This is a genomic window from Burkholderia sp. Bp8991 (assembly GCF_003853795.1).
GTDB lineage: Bacteria > Pseudomonadota > Gammaproteobacteria > Burkholderiales > Burkholderiaceae > Burkholderia.
Genome location: NZ_QTQJ01000007.1, coordinates 232428 through 249646, shown reverse-complemented (window position 1 = coordinate 249646; position 17219 = coordinate 232428). Strand labels below are relative to the sequence as shown.

Here is a 17219-nt window from a genome sequence, read left to right as displayed (position 1 = left end):
TCAGCGTGCGGGCGTCTGCCAGCGCAATGCGTAGCGCTGCACGAGCGCGATCGATCGGTCGAGCGCGAAGCCGATCAGCCCGATCGCCGCGACGTCGACGAGCACCACGTCGAGCCGCAGCATCTGCCGGGCAAGTTCCATCATCTGGCCGATCCCGCTGTCGGCGCTGAGCAGTTCGACCGCAACGAGCGCGAGCCACGCGCGCGCCAGCGCGATTCGCACGCCGGTCAGCAGCGGCGGCAGCGCGGCCGGCAGCAGCACGTCGCGCAGCAGCGCGAAGCGGCCGAGCCCGTAGTGGCGCGCCATCTCGACGAGATCGCGCGGCGCGTCGTGCACGCCCGTGTATGCGGCCAGCGCAACCGGGAAGAACACGGCCTTGCCGACCACGACGAGCTTCAGCGGTTCGTCGACGCCGATCAGCAGGATCAGCAGCGGAATCAGCGTGAGCGTCGGCACCTGCCGCAGCAGGTCGAACGTCGGCCGCAGATAGTCGGAGAACAGTCGGCTGCGCGCGAGCAGGATGCCGAACGCGGCGCCGCCCGTCGCGCCGATCGCGAAGCCGAGCGCGAGGCGATGCAGCGTGATCAGCAGGTTGTCGCGCAGCTCGCCTGTGTCGAGCAGCGTGCGCAGCGTCGCCGCGAGGCGCTCGGGCGGCACGACGAGCTGCGGCGGAAACCAGCGCTGCGCGCTCGCGAGCCACCACAGCGCGGCGAACGCGACGGGCGTGATCCACCACAGCGCATGTTCGCCGAGCCGCGCGATGCCGGGCAGGCGGATGGCGCGCATCGGCATCAGCGGCTCGCGACGCGCGCGGCGTCGGCGCGCCAGTAGCCGTCGAGGCCGAGCTGCTTGAGCGCGGTCGACACGAAGGTCGGCGCGAGCAGCGCGTTCACGTCGACCGGCACGGAAGTCAGGCCGGCCTGGCGGCTGTATGCGATCACGTCGCGATAGTGGCCGGTCAGCGCCGGCGTGAAGAGCGGCGTCCATTGCTCCTTCCACGGCGTCGCATCGTCCGCGTATTCGCGGCGGACGATGCTTTCCGGCTGGCCGGACGCGCTCAGGATCTTCACGTACGCGTCGCGGTTCTGCGGCTGCGAGATCCAGTGCGCGGCACGGACGTAGGCCGTCGCGACGAGCTGCGTGATGTCGGGGTAGCGCCGCACGAAATCGTCGGACGCCCACAGTTCCGCGCGCATCTTCCAGTCGTCGGGCGCGGTCTTGGTCGACCAGATGATCTTGCCGACCTGCTTGTCGACGAGCGAATACGCGTCGGACAGCGTGAACAGGCCGTCGACGCGGCCGGCCGCGACGGCCGCCGCGCCGGCCTGCGGATCGAGGTTGTAGATCTTGAAGTCGGACAGCTTCAGCCCGTTCTCGGCGAGCAGCTTGCCGAACGTGACTTCCCACGGCCGGCCGCGGTTGAGCGCGATGCGCTTGCCCTTGAGGTCGACGATCGATTTCGCGGTCGAGCCGGCCGGTACGACGAGATACGTGTTGCTGCCGCCGCCGCCGGGCACGATCAGGCGCGTGTGCGTGCCCGATGCGTTGACGACGACCGACGGCAAATCGCCGTAGCCGGCGAAATCGATGCTGCCGTTCGTGAATGCCTCGTTGACGAGCGTGCCGACCGCCGCGGTCGACACGGGCACCCATTGCAGCTTCACGTGCCGTGCTGCCAGCGCTTTTTCAAGCGACTTGTCGGTGTCGATCAGTGCGGAGGCGCCCGCGTATTGCGTCTTGCCGCCGCTCGAATACGCGACGACGGCGATGCGCACGACCTTGGGGGCGTCTTCCGCATGCGCGGCCGGTGCCGCGAGCGCCGCCGCGGCCAGCGGCAGCGCGGCGAGCAGCGCGCGTAGCGGGCGGCGCAGCGAAGCGAGGGAGAGCGTGTGTTTCATGATGGTCCCGGACAGTGAACGGTAAAGGGGCTCATGCGCGCTTCTGCAGCGACGGCCGCAGCACGTCGGCAAGCGGGCGCGGGTCGATCCAGTCGGCGACATCGAAGTCCGCTTCCAGAAAGCCGTGGGCATGCAGGAACGTCTTGAACTCGTCGAGCGCGGCGATCGATTCGTCGTCGAGATTGACGCCGAGATGGCGGTGCAGCTGGTTGCCGTACGCGGCGCGCACCCAGTCGATCGACGACGCGGTTTCGCCGGCCACGTAGTGCGCGGTTTCGTCGGGATGCGCGCTCGCCCACTCGCCGGCGGCGACCACGAGCTTCAGGAAGCCGGCGACGATGTCCGGATGGTTCGCGAGCACGTCCGCGTTGACGGTCAGCGGGCGCGGCGTGCCGTTGTTGTTGCGGATCGAGCGCTCCGGATGGAAGCCGATGTCGATCACGACGTGCGCGCCGATCAGTTGCGCGATCTCGAGGCCCGTCGAGCCTTTCACGTAGATCGCGTCGACTTCGCCGCGCAGCAGCGCACCGGCTTCGGCCGCATAGAGCGCGCGGCTCGAGAAGCCTTGCGGCGACGCGAACAGGTTCGCCGCGCGCGCCGGCCCGACGGCCTGCAGCGTGCGTGCGCGCACGTCGACGAGTTCGACGTCGCGCGTGGTCAATCCGTCGAGGCTCAGCGCATTGACGAAGCCGCGCAGCGCCGACGCGCGAAAGATGTCGATGCGATCGTCGGGGCGGCTCGGAATCGCGATCCGGCGCCCGCGCAACGCCTTCACGGAGCGGATGCCCGACTCGGGGCGCGCGAGGATCAGCTGCGATTCGTCGACCCACGACAACCCGATCACGCGCGTATTCGCGTCGTTCGAGCGCGCCCACATCGCGGGGATGCTGCCGCCCTGGCGAAACGACTGCGCGAGCGTGTGGTCGCTGATCGACGACACGTCGTGCCGCGTGGCGCCGCGCGGCGAGCGGATCGCGACGCCGTCGGCCGACGTCTCGCCGTTGAGCCAGCCGAGATGCACGGCGATGCCGAGCGGCGTCGGTACCGGCGATCGGGCGTACCAGAACGTCTGCTGCTTGTCCGATGACGAATCGGGCCTGTCTGTCATGTGTGAGATTCCCCTGTCTGGGTAAGCGTGGTCGAGGCGCGGTGTCGCACGCGCGGGCCGTTCCACATTGCAAGTTCCGGGCCAGTGAACGGAAACGGCCGTGCGGCAAGCGCAGCGGGCATCGCGCGCGATGCGTGGCGCGTCGGCCGGCGCATCGCCTGTTGCGTGAGCAACAGTCGCATCGAGCGCTGTTGCGCATGCAGCACCGGTGCGGCCGGTGCAGCAGCACCGCGCCGGCTCGTGTTCGCGATGCCGGGAACCTCGGGCGCGTTCCTGCCGTTTGCCGCCGACGCCCGGCCCGCAAGGCGTCGCGCGCGCTCGTCGGTCGCTTCGCAGGTCGGCGAGCGCGCGCGTTGGCACACCGCGTGCTTAACAGCGCTGCATACGCGCGGCACGCCGGTGCCGCACGCAATCCGAACGGGCCGACAAGGAGAATCCCGATGGCTGTTGAATTTCTGTGGCGCCTGCCGATGCACGGCGACGGCCGGCGCGCACACGACCTGCATACGCGCGGCGAGTGGAACCGCCAGCGCGCATCGCGCGTTGCGCCCAAAGTCGACGACGACGATTTCGGCTACATCGACTACCTGTCGCAAGTCGCGCGTGCGGCCGATATCGCCGGCTTTCACGGCGCGCTGATTCCGATCTTCCGCTTTACCGAGGAGCCGTGGGTCGTCGCGGCCGCGCTGGCGCGCGAGACGCGCCGGCTCCGACTGCTGATCGCGCTGCAGCCGCATTTCGTGCATCCCGTCTATGCGGCGCAGATGGCCGCGAGCCTGCAGCGGATCAGCCGCGGCCGCGTCGAGTGGAACGTCGTCACGGGCGGCGGCGGTCCCGACCAGCGCGCGTACGGGGACTTTATCGATCACGACAGCCGCTATGCGCGCACCGACGAATTTCTCGACGTCGTGAAGGGCGTCGCGGCCGGCGCGCCGTTCACATTCGACGGCCGCTTCTATCGCGTCGAAGCCGGCGGGCTGCTGCCGCCGCTGAGCGGCCAGACACCGCCGCGGATCTATCTGGCCGGCGCGAGCGATGCCGCGCTCGCGGTCGCCGCGAAGCACGGCGACGTGCACCTGAGCTGGGGCGAGCCGCTCGCGAAGCAGAAGGAGGTGATCGATGCGGCGCGCCGCGCGCTCGACCGCCAGAACGCCGAGCGCGACCTGCGCTTCGGCATGCGCATCGACATCCTGGCGCGCGAGACCGAGGAGCAGGCGTGGGCCGAGCTGCGGCAGATGTTCGCGACCGTGAGTGCGTCGACGCACAACGGCTTCGGCGGGCGCGGCGAGTCGGAATCGGTCGGCGCGAAACGTCAGTTCGCGCTGCACCAGGGCAACACGCAGCACTTCGACGACCTGATCGTCGGCCCGAACCTGTGGGCCGGGATGTCGCAGATCCGCGGCGGCCCCGGTTGCGTGATCGTCGGCAGCCACGAGCAGGTAGCCGAGCGGCTGGCGGAATACGTCGACATCGGCGTCTCGACGTTCATCCTCGCGAGCAACCCGCATCTGGAAGAGGCGTACCGCGTGGGCGAGGAAGTGCTGCCGCTCGTCGACGGCGCGCTGAACGCACGCGGCACGCAGGCGGCGCTGCGCGTGGCCGGCGCCTGAGCGCGGCGGCAGGCCTGCACATTCAAACGACAAGGACACTCACCATGACGACACTCGCTGCGCAGGCCACGGCTTGCGACGCACTCTGGTACACGCGCTGCCCGGTGCCGACCGCGCTCGGCATCGCCGTGCATCGCGGCTGGTTCGACGAGGAGTTCGGGCCGGACGGCATCGCGCTGCACTCGCTGCAGGAGACGGCCGACGCCGACAAGCGCGAATCGCATTTCGATCACAGCCTGCCGCACTCGTTCCGGCAGGGCGGCAACATTCCCGCGCTGTGGGCGCGGGCTCGCGGCGCCGATACGCGCGTGATCGGCCTGTCGTGGACCAACGAATTCCAGGCGATCGTCACGCTGCCCGAGCGCGGCATCCGCACCGCGCGCGATCTGCGCGGCCGGCGGCTCGGGTTGCCGCGCCATCCGATCAGCATCGACTTCTGGCGCGCGGCCGCGTTGAAGGGGTTCCTGAGCGCGCTCGAACTGGAAGGGCTCGGCCACGGCGACGCCGAATGGGTCGACCTGCCCGACACGCACGAGCGCCGCACCGGGCCTGCGTCGTTCACGCGCGGCCCGCACGAGTACGGGCTCGAGATCGCGGCACTCGTGCGCGGCGAGGTCGACGCGGTGTTCGTGAAAGGTGTCGAAGGGCTCGAAACCGTGCACCTGATCGACGCGCAGGTCGTCATCGATCTCGGCGCGCACCCCGATCCGCTGGTGCGGATCGGCAACGGAACGCCGCGCACGCTGACCGTCGATCGCGCATTGATCGATGCGCGCCCCGATCTCGTGAGCCGCTTCCTCTCGGTCGTGGTCGGCGCGGGCGACTGGGCCGCGCGCCATCCGGCGGAGACGGTCGCCTATATCGGCCGCGAAACGCGCGCGTCCGACGAGTGGGTGCGCTACGCGTACGGCGCGGACGTGCACCGGCATCTGGAAACGGGGCTCGCGCCGACGTCGATCGACGGACTGGTTGCATTCAAGGATTTCCTCGTCGAATGGGGCTTTCTCGAACGCGATTTCGATGCGCGCGCATGGATCGATCCGGCGCCGTTCACGCAGATCGACCGGCATCGCCATGCGTGGGTCGCGTAGTGCGCCGCGGCGCGTCATTGCAAGGAGCCGAACATGACAGGACTGCTGATCGAATACGGCGTGCCGCCGGCGCGCCGGCACGCGGCGCGCACGGCCGCCGCGGTTGCGGTGCCTGCGATACGGCTGCCGCCGGCGGTGCCGCCTGCGCGCAAGGATGTGCGGCCCGCGCAGCCGGGCGGCTGGCGCGGTGCGGGCGCGATTGCGCTCGCCGTCGCGGCGCTGCACGCGGGCATCGCGCTATTGGCGGCGCGTGCGCCCGCCGAGCCGCGCGTGCAACCGCCGAGGCCGCTGCCGATGACGGTCGAGTTGACGCGGCCGCCCGAACCGTTGCCGCAGGCCGCACATCCGCCGCCGCCGGTCGTGACGCCGAAGCCGTTGAAGCAGGCGCCGACCCCGCCGAAGCCGCGTGCGGCCGCTGCGTATCAGGCGGCCGCTCCGGCTGTCGTGCCAGCGATGGCGCGCGACGCATCGACTGCTGCACCGGCACAGGTCGCCGCAGCGCCTGCCATCCCGAACCCGGCGCCCGTCTCCGCCGCGCCGGCCGCACCCGTGCGCGAATCCGCGCCGATCGGCGATGCGGCATACCTGCGCAACCCGGCACCCGACTATCCGGCGTTCGCGCAGGACCAGGGCTGGGAAGGGCGCGTCGTGCTGCGCGTGCACGTGCTCGCGAACGGCACGCCCGATTCCGTCGAGGTCCGCACGAGCAGTGGCCGCCGCGTGCTCGACAACGCGGCGGTGGCCGCCGTGAAGCGCTGGACGTTCGTGCCCGCGAAGCGCGGCGACGAAGCGGTCGACGGCTGGGTCAACGTGCCGATCGATTTCAAGCTGGGCTGACCCGCCGGGCGGCTCGCCACATTTTTCAAGGAACTCACATCATGACCGGTATCCCGACCACCTTCATCGTCCAGGGCGCGCTCTGGCTGCTCGTCGTCTTCTCCGTCGTCACGTGGACGCTGATCGTCGTCAAGGCGATCCAGAGCCTGCGGTCGAGCGCGCGCAACCGGCGTTACGTCAGTGCATTCTGGGCGGCGAACAGCTTCCACGACGCGGCCGCGCTCGACGGGGCGAACAGCCCGGTCGGCGAACTCGCCGCGACGGGCTTCGACGCGCTGCGGCGTGCCGACGAGAGCAGCGCGCACGATCTGGAACACAGCTGGAGCCGCCACGACCTGCTCGAACGCCATCTGCGCCAGCAGATCCACAATGCGCGCCGACGCGAGGAAGCGGGGCTCGCGGTGCTCGCGTCGATCGGCAGCACCGCGCCGTTCGTCGGCCTGTTCGGCACCGTGTTCGGCATCATCCATGCGCTCACCGCGATCACGCACAGCGCGTCGGCGAGCATCGACGTCGTTGCCGGGCCGATCGGCGAGGCGCTCGTCGCGACCGGGATCGGCATCGCGGTCGCCGTGCCGGCCGTGCTCGCGTACAACTTCTTCGTGCGTCGCGTGAAGGCCGCGTCGGCCGACCTCGATGCGTTCGCGACCGACTTCGTCACGCTCGCGCAGAAGGCCGGCTTCCGCGTGCCGGCCGCCGCGCCGGCACGCCGTTCCGACGACACCCGCCAGGAGGCGTTCGCATAATGGCCTTCTCGTCCTCTTCCGACAACGACGACGTGCTCAGCGAAATCAACATCACGCCGCTCGTCGACGTGATGCTCGTGCTGCTCGTCGCCTTCATCGTCACCGCGCCGCTGCTCAACAACGCGGTGCACGTGAATCTCCCGAATACCGTCGCTACCGCGCCGGCCGACCGCAAGCCGAACGTCACCGTGAGCGTCGACGCCAAGGGCATCGTGTATCTCGACAAGCGCGCGGTCGCGCTCGACACGGTGCCGGCCGAGCTGGCCGCGCTGAAGGCCGGCCGCCCCGACGTCGCGCTCGACCTGCAGGCCGACGAGCACGTGCCGTACGGCACCGTCGCGAAGCTGATGGCCGCGATCGAGCACGCGGGCATCACGCGGCTGTCGGTGCTCACCGCGCCGCGCGGCTGACGCGCCTTTCAAGACTTCCTTTGCGAACGCATCCATGAGCACCACGGCTTCACACAACGTCCAGTCGATCTGGTACACGCGCTGTCCGGTACCGACGCCGCTCGGCATTGCCGCGCATCTCGGCTGGCTCGACAGCGAATTCGCCGGCGACGGCATCACCGTACGCGCATTGCAGGAAAGCCAGCACGCGGCGCTGCATCACGCGCACGTCGATCATTCGCTCGACAACGCGTTCCGGCAGGGCGGCAGCATTCCGGCGCTGTGGGCGCGCGCGTCCGGCGCCGACACGCGTGTGGTCGCGCTGACCTGGGTCGACGAGGCCCAGGCGATCGTCGCGCTGCCGGAAGCCGGCCTGACGCGGCCGAAAGACCTGCGCGGGCGCCGCATCGGCCTGCCGCGCCGCGACGGCGAGCGCATCGACATCTTCCGCGCGGCGGCGCTGCGCGGCTTCGTCAGTGCGCTGTCGCTCGACGGGCTCGGCCCCGGCGACGTCGAATGGGTCGACGTACCGGCGTCGAACCTGCGCGCGCCGGTGTCGACCCCCGCGACCCGCGACGCGGCATTCAGCCATCCGGCGAGCCTGTCGAGCCGGCGGCTCTATGCAGCCGAAGCGGCCGCGCTGGTGCGCGGCGAGGTCGATGCGATCTACGTGAAAGGCTCGCTCGGGCTCGAAACCGCGCACCTGATCGGCGCGCAGCCGGTCGTCGACATCGGCTTTCATCCCGATCCGCAGATTCGCATCAACAACGGTTCGCCGCGGCCGCTGACCGTCAACGCAGCGACGCTCGAGCGCCATCCCGACATCGTCAGCCGCTTCCTCGCGCGCGTGACGGATGTCGAGGGCTGGGCGCGCGAGCACGAAGAGGAAGTGCTCGGCTATCTCGGCCGCGAGACGGGGTCGGGCCACGACTGGCTGCGGCTGGCTTATGGCGCGGACGTCCACCGGCGGCTGCGCACGGATCTCGACGAAGCATCGATCGCCGCGCTCGACGATTTCAAGCGTTTCCTGGTCGACTGGCGGTTCCTGCCCGCCGACTTCGACGTGCACGCGTGGATCGACCGGCGTGCGCTCGACGGCATCGCGGCATCGTTTCGCGACCCCGCGCGGTGAGCGTGCCGGCACGCGTCGCCGGCGCATGGCGGCGCGAGCGCTTCACCGGCGGCTTCATGCTGCTCGCGCTCGCGAGCGGCACGACGATCAGCATGGCGCAGCTCGCGACGACGTTGTATGCGCTGGCACTCGGCGTCGACAGCGCGCGGCTCGGCATCATCGCCGCGATGGAGCCCCTCGGCATTGCACTGATGACCCTGCCTGCCGGGCTGCTCGTCGCGCGCTACGGCGCGCGGCGCGTGTACTTCGCCGCGAGCATGGGGCCGATGCTGCTCAATCTCGTCGTGCCGTTTACCGGCGCGTGGCCGCTGATCGCGCTCACGCAGGGGCTGATCGGGCTATGCATCCCGTTCCGGATCGTGTCGATCAACGGCGTATTCCTTGCGCGTCTCGCGCAGATCGGCCTCGCGCGCGCGGGCTGGTATCGCGCGGCCATGTCGGTCGGAACCGGCATGGCGGGGCCGTGGCTCGCGAGCTGGCTGATCGGCGCGCACGGCGCGGTCGCGACGTTCTGTGCAGCGTCGGCGAGCTTCGCGGGCATGGCGTTGTTCAGCCGGATGCTGCTTGGCGACGCCGAGCAGCCGCCGCGCCGCGCACGGCATGAAACGGGCACGCTGCTCGCGCTCGCGTGGAGCCACGACGTGCGCGAGCAGCTCGTGCTGGAGGCCGTGAACAGCGCGACACGCTCGCTCGTCGGCACGTATACGGTGGTGCTCGCGATTCAGTCGCTCGGACTGTCGCAGACGCGCGCCGTCGCGCTGCTCACCTTGCAGGGTGCCGTTGCGGTGATCGCGTTGTTCGGGCTCGGCAATGTCGCCCAGCGGATGACCGGGCGCCGTTGCCATGCGCTCGGTCTCGCAGGCGGCATCGCCGGGCTGCTCGCGCTCGGCCTCGCGCGCGACGCGTGGATCGTCGGCGCAGGGCTCGCCGCGCTGTGCGCCGGGTCATCGCTGCTGCATCTCGTCAACATGCAGCATCTGGGCCGCCACCCGGCCGACAAGAGCCAGGTGTCGAGCCTGTACAACCTCGCGTCGATGGCCGGCGCGTTCTGCGGCCCGCTGGCCGGCAGTGCGCTCGTGCCGGTCGTCGGATTGCAGGCCGTGTTTCTGTGCTGGCTGCCGGTGGTCGTGCTGGTGGCGTTCGCGCTGCGGTTCGCCGGGAGCCGTCGCGGTGCGGCGCAGCCGCTGCCTGCAAAGCTGTCCTGACGATCTTGGCTGCCGGTGTTGCGAGACCAGCAGTTTGCTTTCTTCCACAGATGCGTATGCAGCAACGCCGAAACCGTGCGCGTGCCGGCAGCCCCGTGCGACGGGCTTCTCGATGCTGGCATCCGAATTGCAATACAGAACCCGTGCGTCGCGCACGCACGTGCGTTCAACCGATCAAACAGGATGACTCATCGATGTTCAGGAAAAAACTAATCGTCACCGCGCTGGGGGGACTGCTGACGGGCGGCACCGTATCGTTGCCCGCATGGGCAGAGGATGGCGCGGCGACCGCGGGGGCGCCGGACGCGAAGCCGGCGCAACAGGCGTCGGACGACGCGACCGCGGCAGCGCCGAAGACCACCGGCGCGAATCGCGGGTCGACCGTACGCGAAGCGAATCTCGGCACGGTGACCGTGACCGCGCGCCGGCGCAAGGAGCGCATTCAGGACGTGCCGGTCGCGGTGAGTGCGCTGAGCGGCGACGCGATCAAGAACAACGAGTTGCGCGTGATCAACGACGTGACGAAGTACGTGCCGAACTTCAACGGGCAATCGACCGAGGGCCGCGAACGGCCGCGCTGGTTCCTGCGCGGCGTCGGCAGCAACGATCCTTCGGACCTTTCGCTGAGCCCGATCGGCGTGTACTTCGACGACGTATACATCAACAGCGTGTTCGGGCAGGGCTTTCCGCTGTTCGACCTCGATCGCATCGAGGTGCTGCGCGGGCCGCAGGGCACGCTGTGGGGCAAGAATACCGTCGGCGGCGCGCTCAGCATCACGTCGCAGAAGCCGACCTTCGACGTGAGCGGCTACGGCAAGCTCGGCCTCGGCCAGTACAACAGCCGGCTCGCGGAAGCCGCGATCGGCGGTCCGATCGGCAAGAACGACGTGCTGGCCGCGCGCGTGTCGGTGTATCACGAGAATGCCGACAGTTTCTACACGAACACCGTGCAGCAAGGGCGCTTCGGCGGATTCCACGACAACGCCGTGCGCTTCCAGGTGCTGGCCGTGCCGACGTCCGACACCGATTTCCTGTTCAACATCCACGGCCGCAACTACACGGGCGGCGGCGATGCATGGCACGCGGAGGGCGCGGGTCGCGGCGGCGCGAACCAGTTCGGCTTCGTCGGGTCGACCGATCCGTACACGGTGTCGCTCAATGCGCCGTCGAGCGATCACATCTCGACTTGGGGTACGTCGCTCACCGCGCACTGGCGCATCAACCCGGCGGTGTCGCTGACGTCGATCACGGCGTTCGAAGGGCTGCACCGCTGGTATCAGGACGACGAGGACTATTCGCCGTTCGATGCGGCACGCTCGCATGACCGCCTGTCGAGCCGCCAGTTCTCGCAGGAGTTCCGGCTCGAATCGCCGCAGAGCGAGCGGCTGAGCTGGCTGGTCGGTACGCACCTGTTTACCGAGCAACTGGCCGAGCAGGGCGCCGGCGGCGGCCTGCCGGGCGCGCCGTCGCCCGCGTTCTACCACCAGACCGACCTCACGCAGCACACGCAGAGCGCGGCGATCTTCGGCAGCGTCAAGTACCGTTTCACCGACCGTTTCAACGTGACGGGCGGGCTGCGTTACACGATCGAGCGCAAGACCATCAATCTGACGGGGCTGCAGGGCACGGGCAGCGTGACGTTCAGCGATCCGAACAGCTGGTGGTCGCCGTCGTCGGTGTCGTCGCCGCTCGCGGTCAGCGCGCAGCAGAACCAGACGAACACGTGGCGTGCGCCGACCTGGGATCTCACGCCGGAATATGCGCTCAGCAACAACGTGCGCGCGTATTTCCGCTATGCACGCGGTTTCCGCTCGGGCGGCTACAACGGCAACGCGTATACGCAGAGCACGGTGTCCACCGTGTCGCCGGAGTACCTGACCGACTACGAGATCGGCATCAAGAGCGAGTGGTTCGACAAGCGGCTGATCGTCAACGCGAGCGTGTTCCACTACGACTATCGCGACATCCAGGTATTCGCGCTCGCGCCGAACCCGTTCGGCGGGCCGCCGGTGTCGACGTTGTCGAATGCGGGGCAGGGGCGCGCGGACGGCTTCGAACTCGAGCTGAAGGCGCAGCCCGTCAACAGCCTGTACCTGTTCGCGAACCTCGGGATGCTGAACACGCGCTTCACGGAGTTCCGCTACGTGCCGACGGCCGTCGGCAACTCGTTCGCGCGTTCGCCGCATACGACGCTGAACGCGGGCTTCGACTATCGCGTGCCGGTGTCGTTCGGCACGTTGACGGCCGGGGGCGACGTGAACTACCGCAGCCGCGAATACTTCAGCGCGACGCGGCAGACGATGCCGCAGCTCTGGCAAGGCGGCTATACGGTGCTGAACGCGCATGTGTCGTGCACGACGCCGAACCAGAAATACATCGTGACGGGCTACGTGACGAACCTGACGAACAAGGTTTACAGGAAGCTCGAGCTGCTGCCGTCGTATGGCGCGTATCCGGTGCTGTACGGCGATCCTCGCACGGTCGGGATCACGCTGACCGCGAAGATCTGACGCGCGGCGCATGCCGCGTCCGTTCGACGAACGGCGCGACGGTAACGTCGATCAGGTATCGGAACGTCGAAGTGAACGGCAAGGTTCGGTTCATGCCTGCGTCGTTCGTCGGCGCGCGATACGTGTACACGACGGTGCGCGACGACGCGTCGACGCGTCGACGCGACGACCGGCGTCGCGAAGCCGGCGATCCGGGGGCGTACGGGGATCCGGCACGGGTTCCGGGTGTGCCGGAAAGAAGGCGGCGGCGGCCGCCTTCATCCATCCGTTACGAAGCGACGCGAATCACGACCTTGCCGAAATGCTGGCCCGACTGCAGGTACGCATACGCTTGCGGCGCCTCGTCGAAGCCGAACACGCGATCGACCACCGGCCTGATCCGCTTCGCATCGACGAGCCGCACGACGTCGTCGAGCATCGCGCGGCTGCCGACCATGATCCCGTGCAGTTTCCGAATGCCGCCGATCAGCGACAGCAGCCCGAGTTCGGGGCCGCCGAACCCGCTGACGCCGCCGATCACCGACACGATGCCGCCCAGCCTCGTCGCGGCGACCGAGCGCGGCAGCGTGTCGTGTCCGCCGACTTCCACGACGAGATCCGCGCCCGCACCGCCGGTGAGCCGCAGCACTTCGTGCTGCCACTCGGGCGTCGCGCGATAGTTGATCGTTGCATCCGCACCGAGTGCGCGGGCGCGTTCGAGTTTCGCGTCGCTCGACGACGTGACGATCGTGCGCAGGCCCGCCGCGTGCGCGAGCTGCAGTGCGACGATCGAGACGCCGCCCGTGCCGAGCAGCACGACGGTCGAGCCCGGCCCTGCGCCGCCGTCGGCGAACAGCGCGTTCCATGCGGTGATGCCCGCGCACGACAGCGTCGCCGCTTCGTCGTAGTCGAGATGCGCGGGAATCGCGACCAGCGCCGCTTCGTCGGACACGAAGTGCTCGGCGAGCACGCCGTCGAATTGCGCGCCGGGCGAACCGGAGACTTTCTGCGGCGTGGGCGGCCCGTCGATCCAGCGCGGGAAGTACGTGTTGATCACGCGATCGCCCGGCTTGAAGCGCGTGACGTCGCGGCCGGTTTCGACGACCTCGCCGGCGCCGTCGGCGACAGGAATCAGCGCGTCCTTGCCGATGCCGAGATAGTCGCCGCGCGCGAACATCAGGTCGCGGTAGTTCAGTCCTGCCGAGTGGATTTTCACGACGACGTCGGTCGGCCCGACGGGGCGACGCGTCGCGTCGATGCGCCGGAGCGCGGCGATGCCGTCCCCCGGTCTGATTTGCCATGCGTGCATGTCGACTCCTTTTTCGAGATAGACCGGGCTATCATAGTGTTGCGCGTCCGGACGCATTGGCGATTATTCGGCCAATGATTGTCGCCGGCACGGATACAAACCTGTCATCCCATCGGAGTGGAACTGCATGGACGAGCGGCTGAGAGGCATCGCCGAATTTGTCGACGTCGTGGAGTCGGGCAGCTTCGCCGCGGCGGCGCTGCGCCTCGGCATGACGCGCTCGGCCGTGGCGAAGATCGTCGCGCGTCTCGAACAACGGCTCGGCGCGCGGCTCTTGCAGCGCACGACGCGCCAGCTCGGCTTGACCGACGAAGGGCTCGTCTATTACGAGCAGTGCCGGCGGTTGCTGGCCGAACTCGGCGAGACGGAGGCCGCGCTCGACGCGGGCCGGCGCGAGCCGACCGGGCGCGTGCGGATCAGCGTGCCCGTGCTGTTCGGCCGGCAATGTGTGGCGCCCGTCGTGCGGCGCATCATCGAGCGTTATCCGCGGCTTGAAATCGACGTGTCGTTCAGCGATCGCCTGGCCGACCTGGTCAACGATGGCTTCGACATCGCGGTGCGCATCGGCGAGCTTGCGGATACGAGCACGCTCGTCGGGCGGCGGCTTGGCGTACAGAGGATGGGCATTTGCGCATCGCCGGCGTATCTCGAACGTCACGGCCGGCCGACGGGATCCGACGAGCTCGCGTCGCACGTCGGCATCGCGTATTCGCGCGGCGGGCAGCCGACGCCGTGGCGGATCATCGGCCCGGACGGCGCGGTGCACGACCATCGCCCGGCCGGCCGCCTGCGGTTCGACGACCTGCTGGCGATCGCGGACGCGGCCGCAGCCGGCGCGGGCCTCGCGTGGCTGCCGTGCTGGCTGATGGCGCCGTACGTGCGCGACGGGCGTCTCGCGCTCGTGATGGACAGCGACAGCGTGTCGGGCGCCGAAGTGTTCGCGGTGCGGCCGGCGTCGCGCAACGTGCCGTCGAAGGTGCGCGTCGTCATCGATGCGTTCGTCGACGAGATTCCGCGCATGCTGGCGTCGGACGACGCAGACGGCGAGCGCGTGCCGCGGCGCAGCGTTCACGCTACGTAGCGACGACGCAGGATCGGGCGATGCGGAAGACGCGGACGACGGCGACCACACGCGTTTTCTGCGCCTGACGGACAATCGGTGCGGGTCGTGCATGCGCCGCGCGCGAGCGCGCTCGTCGGTTGCACGCGCACGTGGGCGCTGGAACTCGCCGGACACGGCGTGACGGTCAACGCGCTCGCGGTGGACGGCGGCGGTACCCTCGGCGGACGCAACTGACGCAACGCGTGCATGACGGCGCGAGTCGTCGATCAACGGGCGCCGTGCATATTCCTGCTCCCCGTTAGCATGTGACGAATCCGACTTTGGCCGCCGCGCGGGCGCCGCTAAGATCGCCGATCCGTAATCGAGCGTTCGACAAAATGAAAAAGTCCGCGTCGCCGTTGCATGCCTTCCGTTTCCGTGTCGTCTGCGCCGCGATTGCCGGCGTGTTGTCGCTCGCATCGTGCGGGGGCGTCGACAGCGATGCGCCGTCGCAGTCGGCCGCGACACCGCCGCAGGCCGCGAAGCGCCCGAACATCCTGTACATCATGGCCGACGATCTCGGCTACTCCGACATCCATGCATTCGGCGGCGAGATCAACACGCCGAACCTCGACGCGCTCGTCGCGTCGGGCCGCATCCTGTCGAACCACCACACGGGCACCGTCTGCGCGATCACGCGCGCGATGCTGATTTCCGGCACCGACCACCACCTCGTCGGCGAAGGCACGATGGGCGTGCCGACCGACGAGCGGCGCGGGCTGCCCGGCTACGAGGGCTACCTGAACGATCGCGCGCTGTCGTTCGCACAACTACTGAAGGACGCCGGCTATCACACGTACATCGCCGGCAAGTGGCACATCGGCTCGGGGATCGTCGGCAGTGCGACGGGCAGCGGACAGACGCCCGACCAGTGGGGTTTCGAGCGCAGCTACGTGCTGCTCGGCGGCGCGGCGACGAACCATTTCGCGCACGAGCCGGCCGGCTCGTCGAACTACACGGAAGACGGCAGCTACGTGCAGCCGGGCCAGCCCGGACAGCCGGGCGGCGCCGGCGGCAATCCGGCCGTGTTCTACTCGACCGACTTCTATACGCAGAAGCTGATCTCGTACATCGATGCGAACAGGCAGGACGGCAAGCCGTTCTTCGCGTACGCGGCCTACACGTCGCCGCACTGGCCGCTGCAGGTGCCGGACCCGTGGCTGCACAAGTACGCGGGCGTATACGACGCCGGCTACGATGCGATCCGCAACGCGCGGATCGCGCGGCAGAAGGCGCTCGGCCTGATCCCCGCCGACTTCAAGCCGTTCGACGGCCTGCCCGAAACGACGGCCGCGTCGCCGGCAACGGCGAACAACGGCACCACGAACGCGAAGTACATCAGCGCCGTGCATTCCGCCGCCGACGGCTACAGCGACTACGGCATCGGCAAGGTCGACAAGCTGTGGGCGAGCCTGAGCCCGGCCGAGCGCCGCGCGCAGGCGCGCTACATGGAGATCTATGCGGGGATGGTCGAGAATCTCGACTACAACATCGGCCTCCTGATCCAGCACCTGAAGGACATCGGCGAATACGACAACACGTTCATCATGTTCCAGTCGGACAACGGCGCGGAAGGCTGGCCGATCGACTCCGGCGCGGACCCGACGGCGACCGACACCGCGAACGGGCAGGAGCCGGTCTATTCGACGCTCGGCACCGACAACGGCAAGCAGAACGCGCAACGGCTGCAGTACGGGCTGCGCTGGGCCGAAGTGAGCGCGACGCCGTTCCGGCTCACGAAGGGTTATTCGGCCGAAGGCGGCGTGTCGACGCCGACGATCGTGCGGCTGCCGGGGCAGACACGCCAGTTGCCGACGCTGCGCGCGTTCACGCACGTGACCGACAACACGGCGACCTTCCTCGCGGTCGCGGGCGTCACGCCGCCGTCGCAACCGGCGCCGCCGCTCGTGAACACGCTGACGGGCGTCGACCAGAACAAGGGCAAGGTCGTCTACAACAACCGCTACGTCTATCCGCCGACGGGCCAGTCGCTGCTGCCGGTGCTCACCGGCTCGGCGACGGGCGAGGTGCATACCACGCCGTTCGGCGACGAAGCGTACGGCCGCGCATACCTGCGCAGCGCCGACGGCCGCTGGAAGGCGTTGTGGACCGAACCGCCGCTCGGGCCGCTCGATGGCCACTGGCAGCTGTACGACCTTGCGGCGGATCGCGGCGAGACGACCGACGTGTCGGCGCAGAACCCGTCGGTGATCAGCACGCTCGTCGATCAGTGGAAGACGTACATGAGCAACGTCGGCGGGGTGGAACCGCTGCGTCCGCGCGGCTACTACTGAGGACGGCAC

14 protein-coding genes and 1 pseudogene are annotated in these 17219 nt (G+C 69.1%); 11 read left to right on the top strand and 4 right to left on the bottom strand.

The window, feature by feature from the left end; translation table 11 throughout:
• The 3 genes from DIE02_RS10945 to DIE02_RS10935 are packed head-to-tail and all read right to left on the bottom strand — an operon-like array spanning window position 1 to window position 3006.
• Complete coding sequence (locus tag DIE02_RS10945) at window positions 1-792, bottom strand: ABC transporter permease (protein ID WP_124487732.1); 792 nt, start codon at window positions 790-792, stop codon at window positions 1-3.
• A complete protein-coding gene (locus DIE02_RS10940; protein WP_124528977.1) occupies window positions 792-1898 on the bottom strand; it encodes a PhnD/SsuA/transferrin family substrate-binding protein in 1107 nt (368 codons plus the stop codon). The genes DIE02_RS10945 and DIE02_RS10940 overlap by 1 nt, the downstream gene beginning before the upstream one ends.
• A gap of 31 nt (window positions 1899-1929) precedes the next feature.
• Complete coding sequence (locus tag DIE02_RS10935) at window positions 1930-3006, bottom strand: ABC transporter substrate-binding protein (protein ID WP_044847306.1); 1077 nt, start codon at window positions 3004-3006, stop codon at window positions 1930-1932.
• Window positions 3007-3446: 440 nt separating this feature from the next.
• Here DIE02_RS10935 and DIE02_RS10930 point away from each other — a divergent pair, with 440 nt between their 5' ends.
• The 8 genes from DIE02_RS10930 (at window position 3447) to DIE02_RS10890 (ending at window position 12526) form a co-directional block, all read left to right on the top strand.
• Window positions 3447-4616 (top strand): LLM class flavin-dependent oxidoreductase, encoded by a 1170-nt coding sequence (locus DIE02_RS10930; RefSeq protein WP_124528975.1) that lies wholly within the window; start codon window positions 3447-3449, stop codon window positions 4614-4616.
• Window positions 4617-4660: 44 nt separating this feature from the next.
• Window positions 4661-5707 carry an ABC transporter substrate-binding protein gene (locus DIE02_RS10925; protein ID WP_044847304.1) on the top strand — a complete coding sequence of 349 codons (1047 nt, stop codon included), beginning with the start codon at window positions 4661-4663 and terminating at the stop codon, window positions 5705-5707.
• 33 nt (window positions 5708-5740) lie between these two features.
• Complete coding sequence (locus tag DIE02_RS10920) at window positions 5741-6544, top strand: energy transducer TonB (protein ID WP_124528973.1); 804 nt, start codon at window positions 5741-5743, stop codon at window positions 6542-6544.
• A gap of 41 nt (window positions 6545-6585) precedes the next feature.
• On the top strand, window positions 6586-7290 hold the full coding sequence (locus DIE02_RS10915) for a MotA/TolQ/ExbB proton channel family protein (RefSeq protein WP_124528971.1): 705 nt from the start codon (window positions 6586-6588) through the stop codon (window positions 7288-7290).
• Complete coding sequence (locus tag DIE02_RS10910; RefSeq protein ID WP_124521955.1) at window positions 7290-7700, top strand: biopolymer transporter ExbD; 411 nt, start codon at window positions 7290-7292, stop codon at window positions 7698-7700. Before DIE02_RS10915 ends, DIE02_RS10910 begins: the two co-directional genes overlap by 1 nt.
• Before the next feature lie 34 nt (window positions 7701-7734).
• A complete protein-coding gene (locus DIE02_RS10905; RefSeq protein WP_124528969.1) occupies window positions 7735-8811 on the top strand; it encodes an ABC transporter substrate-binding protein in 1077 nt (358 codons plus the stop codon).
• Window positions 8812-8813: 2 nt separating this feature from the next.
• Window positions 8814-10016: an MFS transporter gene (locus DIE02_RS10900; RefSeq protein ID WP_260441494.1), complete on the top strand. Its 1203-nt coding sequence runs from the start codon at window positions 8814-8816 to the stop codon at window positions 10014-10016.
• Between the two features lie 194 nt (window positions 10017-10210).
• Window positions 10211-12526 (top strand): TonB-dependent receptor, encoded by a 2316-nt coding sequence (locus DIE02_RS10890; protein WP_124528963.1) that lies wholly within the window; start codon window positions 10211-10213, stop codon window positions 12524-12526.
• A 268-nt stretch (window positions 12527-12794) separates the two neighbouring features.
• Here DIE02_RS10890 and DIE02_RS10885 read toward each other — a convergent pair whose 3' ends face one another.
• Window positions 12795-13814, bottom strand: a complete 1020-nt coding sequence (locus DIE02_RS10885; protein ID WP_124528962.1) for an NAD(P)-dependent alcohol dehydrogenase — start codon at window positions 13812-13814, stop codon at window positions 12795-12797.
• A 127-nt stretch (window positions 13815-13941) separates the two neighbouring features.
• Between DIE02_RS10885 and DIE02_RS10880 the strand changes: the two genes are divergently transcribed.
• From DIE02_RS10880 to DIE02_RS10870, 3 genes and pseudogenes are all read left to right on the top strand, one after another.
• Entirely contained in the window at window positions 13942-14895 is a 954-nt protein-coding gene (locus DIE02_RS10880) for a LysR family transcriptional regulator (protein WP_124528960.1), read from the top strand.
• Window positions 14896-14997: 102 nt separating this feature from the next.
• Window positions 14998-15075 (top strand): annotated as a pseudogene (locus DIE02_RS10875) (short-chain dehydrogenase); the annotation flags it as partial.
• Between the two features lie 179 nt (window positions 15076-15254).
• Entirely contained in the window at window positions 15255-17210 is a 1956-nt protein-coding gene (locus DIE02_RS10870; RefSeq protein ID WP_124487719.1) for an arylsulfatase, read from the top strand.
• The last annotated feature ends 9 nt before the right edge of the window (window positions 17211-17219 follow it).